This window comes from Methylobacterium sp. WL116 (genome assembly GCF_008039455.1).
Taxonomy (GTDB): Bacteria; Pseudomonadota; Alphaproteobacteria; order Rhizobiales; family Beijerinckiaceae; genus Methylobacterium.
The window spans coordinates 1-6,920 of the sequence record NZ_VRUV01000237.1 but is presented as its reverse complement, the minus strand read 5'-3'; the positions used below and the strand labels follow the sequence as shown (position 1 = coordinate 6,920).

Here is a 6,920-nt window from a genome sequence, read left to right as displayed (position 1 = left end):
GAGGAGCCGCGCGAGGCCGCCGTGCCGATCACCGCGCGCAAGCCCAAGGGCGCGGATCCGATCCCCGAGCCGGAGCCTGCCGCGGTCCAGCCGGCTGAGGCCGTCGACGATCCGATCGCCGCCAACGATGCGGCGAACGGGCGGCAGCGCCCGCGCATCGACGTGGTGGCGCCGCGCGGCGGGCGCTCGCGGATGCTGCGCAACGCCTTCGTCGGCATCGTCCTGACGGTGGTGATCGGGCTGATCGCGGTCGCGGCGTTCCTGCTGCGCGACAAGCCGGCGAACCTGCCCTCCGGCGGTGCCGAGACGGCGGAAACCCAGCCGGAGGGCGCCGAGACGAAGTTCTCGGACCGGATCGGCGGCGACCCCGCCCCGAAGGCGTCGCCGCCGGCCGTCGCGACGGATCAGGCCGGGTCGCGCAATCCCGCGAGCCCGCCGAGCCAACCCGGGATCGCGGTGGCGCAGCGCGCCGTCCTGATCGAGGAGAACACCGCGGGCCAGAACGCGGCGCCGACCTCGACGACCGGCCGCGTGGTCTGGCGCCTCGATTCCGTTCCCGGCGAGCAGGGCCAGCCCCTGGAGACGGCGATCGTCGCCACGGTGACGGTGCCGGAGGCCGGCCTGACGCTGGTGATGACGATCCAGCGCAACCTCGACCAGACCCTGCCGGCCTCGCACACCATCAATCTCGTCTTCACCGGCACCGGCGCGGACGGCGAGAAGCGCTCGGTGCAGGATATCGGCCTGCTTCAGGCCAAGGACGACGAGGCCGCCCGCGGTTCGCCGGTCTCGGGCCTGCCGGTCCGCGTGCGGGAGAACCTGTTCCTGATCGGGCTGTCGTCGCTGCGCGGCGACGTCGACCGCAATACCGACCTGCTGCTGCACAAGCCCTGGTTCGACATCGCGATCCGCTACGCCAGCGGGCAGCGCGCCGTGCTCAATTTCGAGAAGGGCAGCGCCGGCACGCAGGTGGTGCAGGAGGCGTTCGACCAGTGGAAGTGAGCTGACCGCTTCGACGGAAGGCCGTGCCGCCCTCCCCGTATCGAGGGGAGGGGACATGCCCGGATGTCGTCGCCGACGCTGGTCTCGGCGTCACGCACCCATGCGCGGCAATTCCCGCGTCGCGAGGTTGCGTTTGACCGCTTCCTGGACCTTCTCGAACGCCCGCACCTCGATCTGGCGGACGCGCTCGCGCGAGACGCCGAACTCGCCCGAGAGGTCCTCCAGGGTGATCGGATCGTCGGCGAGGCGCCGCGCCTCGAAGATGCGACGCTCGCGGGCGTTGAGCACCGAGAGCGCGTCGCGCAGCGCCGAAAGCCGGTTCTGGCCTTCCTGCTCGCCGGCCAGCACCGTCTCCTGGCTCGGCGCATTGTCGACGAGCCAATCCTGCCACTCGCCCTCGCCCTCCTCGCGCAGGGGCGCATTGAGGGAGGTGTCGCCGGACAGGCGGCGGTTCATGTCGATCACGTCCTGCTCCGGCACGCCGAGCCGGGTCGCGATCTGCGCCACCTGATCCGGCTTGAGGTCGCCCTCCTCGAGCGCCGAGATCTTGCCCTTGGCCTTGCGCAGGTTGAAGAACAGCTTCTTCTGGTTGGCGGTGGTGCCCATCTTCACGAGCGACCACGAGCGCAGGATGTATTCCTGGATCGCCGCCTTGATCCACCACATCGCGTAGGTCGCGAGGCGGAAGCCCTTGTCGGGATCGAAGCGCTTGACCGCCTGCATCAGGCCGACATTGCCCTCGGACACGACCTCGCCGATCGGCAGGCCGTAGCCGCGATAGCCCATGGCAATCTTGGCGACGAGGCGCAGGTGCGAGGTGACGAGGCGGTGCGCCGCCTCGCGGTCGCCGCCGTCGCGCCAGTTCTTGGCCAGCGTGAACTCTTCCGTCGGCTCCAGCATCGGGAACTTGCGGATCTCGTCGAGGTAGCGCGACAGGCCACCTTCGTTGGCGAGCACGGGCAATGCGCCGGCCATGGCATTCTCCTTGACGATGGTCCCCCTGGCGGGCGGACACTCTGGTGCGGAGCACCGCTTCTCAAGCCGGCTCTCCGAATCCCCATGGTAGAGGGGAAAACTCCGAGCCGGTAGCGGGTCCGCGACGCGAACATAGACCTCAACGCATCACGCCTCCGGAAGGTCGAACCTGTCACGATCGGTCGCGGGCCTCGGTGCGGTTTCACACGCTGGTCCTTGACCGTGGCCCGGCGGCCACGCGGCTCAGCGCTCCGCCAGCGCCGCCACCAGCCGCGTCATCTCCGGCGGGAGCGGGCTCTCGAAGCGGAGGTGCTCGCCGGTGCGCGGATGGGCGAAGCCGAGCAGCGCCGCGTGCAGCGCCTGCCGCCCGAGGGCCTTCAGCGCGGCCTGCGCGGTCTCCGACAGCCGCGCCGCCTTGGTGATGAAGGCGCCGCCGTAGACCGCGTCCCCCAGGAGCGGATGCCCGCGATGGGTCATGTGCACGCGAATCTGGTGCGTGCGCCCGGTCTCGAGCCGGCAGCGGACCAGGGCGGCCTCGGGGTAGGCCGCCTCGACCGCGTAGTGCGTCACCGCGTGCCGGCCCTCCTCCGGGCGCACCACCGCGATCTTCTCGCGGTTCTTGCGGCTGCGGTCGAGGTTGGCGTCGATGGTGCCGACCCGCGGCTCGGGCAGGCCCCAGACCAGGGCGAGGTAGGCCCGCTCCAGCGGCCCGTTGCGGCCGTGGTCGGCGAACTGCGCGGTGAGGCCCTTGTGGGCGGCGTCGTTCTTGGCGACGACGATCAGCCCGCTCGTGCCCTTGTCGAGCCGGTGGACGATGCCGGGCCGGCGCACGCCGCCGATCCCCGACAGGCTCGCCCCGCAATGGCCGATCAGCGCGTTGACGAGGGTGCCGGCCGCGTGCCCGGGCGCCGGATGGACCACCAATCCCGCCGGCTTGTCGATCACGATGAGGTCGGCGTCCTCGTAGGCGATGACGAGGTCGACCGCCTCCGCCTGCGGCTCGGCCGACACCGCCTCGGGCAGCACCACCGCGAGCACCGTGCCCGGCCCGACCTTCACCGCCGAATCCAGGATCGTCACCCCGTCGCGGCGGACATGGCCCGCCTTGACCAGATCCTGCAACCGCGCCCGCGACACGTCGGGAAAGGCGATCGCCAACGCCCTGTCGAGGCGCACCCGCTCCGCCTCCGGCCCGATCACCGCCTGCCGCTCGCCTTCGATCTCGAAACCCTGCAACACGCCACTCCTCACGACCCGGCGAAAAAGGCTCCGCCCGGGTCTTGCTCCATCGCCGTACCGTCGCTATACGAACGCCTCGCCGGCCGATAGCTTCATCAGCCGCAGCGACCGCGCCCATCGTCTAGCGGTTAGGACAGGTCCCTCTCACGGATCAGACCGGGGTTCGATTCCCCGTGGGCGCGCCACTTCCGTATAGGACTGCGAACATCGGGTACGGCTGTGCCACCGGCTCCTGTCACGGCAGTTTTTAGGCTTTCCTTGTCGCCGACGATGCGGATCACGTCCGCTCCGACCTCCACCCGGTCGACGATCGCCTGAATCCACGCCTTTCGAAACGGGATCTCGCCCGACGTCACGTGCTCGCGCATCAGGCGCTCGATCGCTTCGGGGCTGATATCTGCTGGACCCGGAACGGCATCACGGATCCGGCCGAGCGCGGCTTTTGTCAGTTCCTGCTCCGCCCACACAGCCGAAAGCCGCTCCTTCAGGAGGTCGTCCGGCTCGTCCTCACCGATCTAAACCAGCCGGTAGAGCCGCCGCAGCTTCTTCTCCGCTATCGCGAGCTCGCTTCGCAGCCACGCGGCCGTCGACATCCGCCGCACGCTCAGCTCTGAGCGCCTAGAGACAAGCCAAAGTAGCCCCTAGTCGCTTGGGCTGCAGCAGTTCGGCTACGAGGCGGTCGGTGACGAGCGAGTCGAACGTCACCATTCGGATCGAGCGGCCGGGGCAGCCCGTCGCACCTTAACGCACCTGCGTCGAGCAGCTGCAGTAGGTGTGCCCTTTCTTCGACTTCGAGGTTCCGGTCCGCAGCCTCATCGCGCCGCCGCACGTCGTGCGCGTCGCAAGTCCGGTGAGCAGGATCGGCCCCGTCACCACGCGTGCGGGCGTGACACGCGGATTGTGGGCGTTCAGCGTCGTCTGCACCGCGTTGGACACGTCATGCGCGATGAAAAGCAAATGTCGGGTTCATCCTGTAAGCAGCGCGACGAACGTCAGCGATTGCTCAAGCCGCGGCCTTCATGCCCGTCAGGAAACTCAGGAACTCGAGATGGGGCAGCGGACGGCTGACGTGATAGCCTTGAACCTGGCTGCATTGGGCCTCGGCGACGAACGCGTACTGTTCCGCCGTCTCCACACCTTCGACGGTGGTCGTCATACCCAGGCACGCGCCCATGGTGATGATGGCCCGGACGATCGCCGCACTCTCCGTATCCTCAGGCAGGAGACGAACGAAGGAACGATCGATCTTGATCTTCGAGAACGGGAAGCGGCGCAGATAGCTGAATGAGGAATACCCGGTCCCGAAGTCGTCCATCGCGAGGCTGACACCAAGCGCCTTGAGCTTCGTGAGCATCGAAAGGGTCCGTTCCTCGTCGTCGAGCATGACGCCTTCCGTGATTTCGAGTTCGAGACGGCCCGCCTCAAGCCCGGTCGCCTCGAGGGTCGCAGCGACCGTTTCCGCGAGACGGTCGTCGCGGAACTGAACGGGCGAGAGATTGACCGCCACCTTGATCGAGCTGGACCACGTCGACGCCTGCGTACAAGCCGTTCGCAGCACCCAGGCACCCAGGTGCAGGATGAGGCCGGTCTCCTCGGCCAGGGGGATGAACTCGATCGGCGGAATGAGGCCGCGTACAGGGTGACGCCAGCGGACCAGGGCTTCCGCTGCGGTCACTACCCCCGTCTCGGCATCGACGAGCGGCTGGTAGTGGACCTTGAACTCGCCGACCTCGAGGGCGCGGCGCATGTCGGCTTCCAAACGGATGCGCGCCTGCATGCGTTCGGCAAGCGCCGGCTCGAACAGGCAAAAAGACCCCTTGCCCTCACCCTTGACCTTGTAGAGGGCGAAATCGGCATTGCGGAGCAGTTCCTCGGGTTGGCTGCCGTTCAGCGGAGCCATCGCGATACCGATGCTGACGCCGACATGAACTAGCTGCCCGTCGAGCAGGAAGGGTCGATCGATCGCCTCCACGAGGGCAACCGCCAGAGATTCCGCAGACGCGACGCCGACGGAGCCCAGAAGCAGGATGGCGAACTCGTCCCCGCCGAGACGTGCCACGATGTTGGTTTCGCCGACGACGGCTTGCAGCCGTGCGGCGACCTTGCGCAGGAGGTCGTCGCCCATACCGTGACCGAGCGTATCGTTGACAAACTTGAACCGATCGAGATCGAGCATCAGCACGGCGAAGCCGCCTTCCCCGTTCCGCAAGGTCGCGGAATGGTGGGTCAGCAGGTCGCCGAAGCGAGCCCGGTTGGGCAACCCAGTCACGGTGTCCGTGAAGGCGAGCGTCCGGAGCCGTGCTTCCGATTGCAGGCGCTCCCGTTGGTCCCGGAAGGCGATCACGGTCTGGCGCTTGTGGCCGAGTGAGATGTCTTTCCGTACGACGCGGACCGGGACATGCCCACCCGCGGCGTCGACGAGCTCGACTTCGCGTTCCTCGTGTTCCGGGAGGTCGCCCAGCACCAGTCCGGGGAGCAGGCGTTTCACGTTGCACCCGACCAACTGTGCCTGAGTCAGGCCGGACATCTCTTCAAGGCTACGATTGGCCGTCGTCACGACTTCGCCGTCGCATACGGCGAGGCCTTCGAGCGAAAGGCTTGCCAGCTCCCGCAGACGCGCGCTGTCCCTGCGCAGCTGCGCCCGGGCATTCAAGGCGGACCGCAAGCCGAAGAAGGCGAGGCTGAGCAGGCCGAACGAGACGAGCGCGATGATCGGGGCGATCATCTCCGGGGCGATGGCGGAGGCGGGCAATGCCACCTGAGGGTCGTAGGCGATGGTGACCGCGGTCATACCGGCGAGATGCAGGACCACGATCGAACCGAACAGCAGGGGGCCGGCGAAACGTCGGCGGGAGCGATCGCGCTCACCCGCCATGATCAGGGCGAGGCCGGAAAGACCGAGGCTTAGGAGCACAGATGGAGCGATGAAGCCCCAGTCCCAGGTGACGTGCCCCGTCACCCGATATGACGCCTGTCCGACGTAGTGAAGGGCTGTGACGCCCGAACCTAAAATGACGCCTGCCACGAAGCGGGGCGCACGCGCGCGCTGGCCGATGGAGAGGCCGACGCCGGTGCCGATCCCCCCGATCACGAGGAACAGCGAAACTGCCGTCAGGATCGGTTCGAAGCCGGCTGCCATGCCGGGTCGATAGGCCAGCAGGGCGATCATGTGGGTCGCCCACGCGGTACAGCCGGCGGCGACGATACTGACGATGCCCCATTTGCGCCGAGCTACGCCTTCCGAACGCGCCGCATGAGCGGCGATGGCGGATGAGGCGTAGATGCCGACGCTGCATACGACTGCGGCCAACAGCAACAGCTGCTCGTCGTGGAAGTCTCGAACGCAAGTCACGATCTAATGCATGTCGACTTCACTGGTGATATCAGAGTCGGAAGTGTCCGGTGATCAGAGGTGGCCATCGCACCTGGCTGCGGTGGCTTTACTCGCGCCTTTTTATGGTTGCGCCTTTGGGTGTGGACCGAGCAGAGTTTTGCCGTGTGGGATCAGGAGCTCGACTTCCGCTAGGGCTCGCACGGAGATGTCTTTCAGGTCGTCGGTGGAGGGACCAAAGCTCGCGTGCATCTGCAACGAAGACGTCCAAAATCTTTCGATGCCCGATCGTAATATCTCCCGTCGAGCGCGTAGGCCTTGTGCAGCAAGCGAACCGGCACTGCGTTGGTGGATCCGTTTTCCTGATCGGCAT

Annotated in this window: 6 protein-coding genes and 1 tRNA gene; 3 read left to right on the top strand and 4 right to left on the bottom strand. The window is 67.4% G+C overall.

What is annotated here, in order from left to right; all coding sequences use genetic code 11:
- A partial coding sequence (locus FV223_RS16610) for a histidine kinase (protein WP_210247513.1) occupies nucleotides 1-1,002 on the top strand: 1,002 nt, incomplete at its 5' end.
- 90 nt (nucleotides 1,003-1,092) lie between these two features.
- Here FV223_RS16610 and rpoH read toward each other — a convergent pair.
- Both rpoH and FV223_RS16600 read right to left on the bottom strand, forming a co-directional pair.
- Nucleotides 1,093-1,977 (bottom strand): RNA polymerase sigma factor RpoH, encoded by an 885-nt coding sequence (gene rpoH / locus FV223_RS16605; RefSeq protein ID WP_147728070.1) that lies wholly within the window; start codon nucleotides 1,975-1,977, stop codon nucleotides 1,093-1,095.
- 243 nt (nucleotides 1,978-2,220) lie between these two features.
- A complete protein-coding gene (locus tag FV223_RS16600) occupies nucleotides 2,221-3,198 on the bottom strand; it encodes an RluA family pseudouridine synthase (protein ID WP_147728071.1) in 978 nt (325 codons plus the stop codon).
- A 128-nt stretch (nucleotides 3,199-3,326) separates the two neighbouring features.
- On the opposite strand from FV223_RS16600, the gene FV223_RS16595 reads away from it, so the two are divergent.
- Nucleotides 3,327-3,401: transfer RNA gene (locus FV223_RS16595), tRNA-Glu, on the top strand.
- 171 nt (nucleotides 3,402-3,572) lie between these two features.
- Nucleotides 3,573-3,830, top strand: coding sequence for a hypothetical protein (locus FV223_RS16590; protein WP_147728069.1), 258 nt, complete (start codon nucleotides 3,573-3,575; stop codon nucleotides 3,828-3,830).
- 127 nt (nucleotides 3,831-3,957) lie between these two features.
- Here the strand turns inward: FV223_RS16590 and FV223_RS16585 are convergent, their stop codons facing one another.
- Together FV223_RS16585 and FV223_RS16580 are read right to left on the bottom strand one after the other, a co-directional pair.
- A complete protein-coding gene (locus FV223_RS16585; protein ID WP_147728068.1) occupies nucleotides 3,958-4,173 on the bottom strand; it encodes a hypothetical protein in 216 nt (71 codons plus the stop codon).
- A 46-nt stretch (nucleotides 4,174-4,219) separates the two neighbouring features.
- A complete protein-coding gene (locus FV223_RS16580) occupies nucleotides 4,220-6,532 on the bottom strand; it encodes an EAL domain-containing protein (RefSeq protein ID WP_147728067.1) in 2,313 nt (770 codons plus the stop codon).
- Between the last annotated feature and the right edge of the window lie 388 nt (nucleotides 6,533-6,920).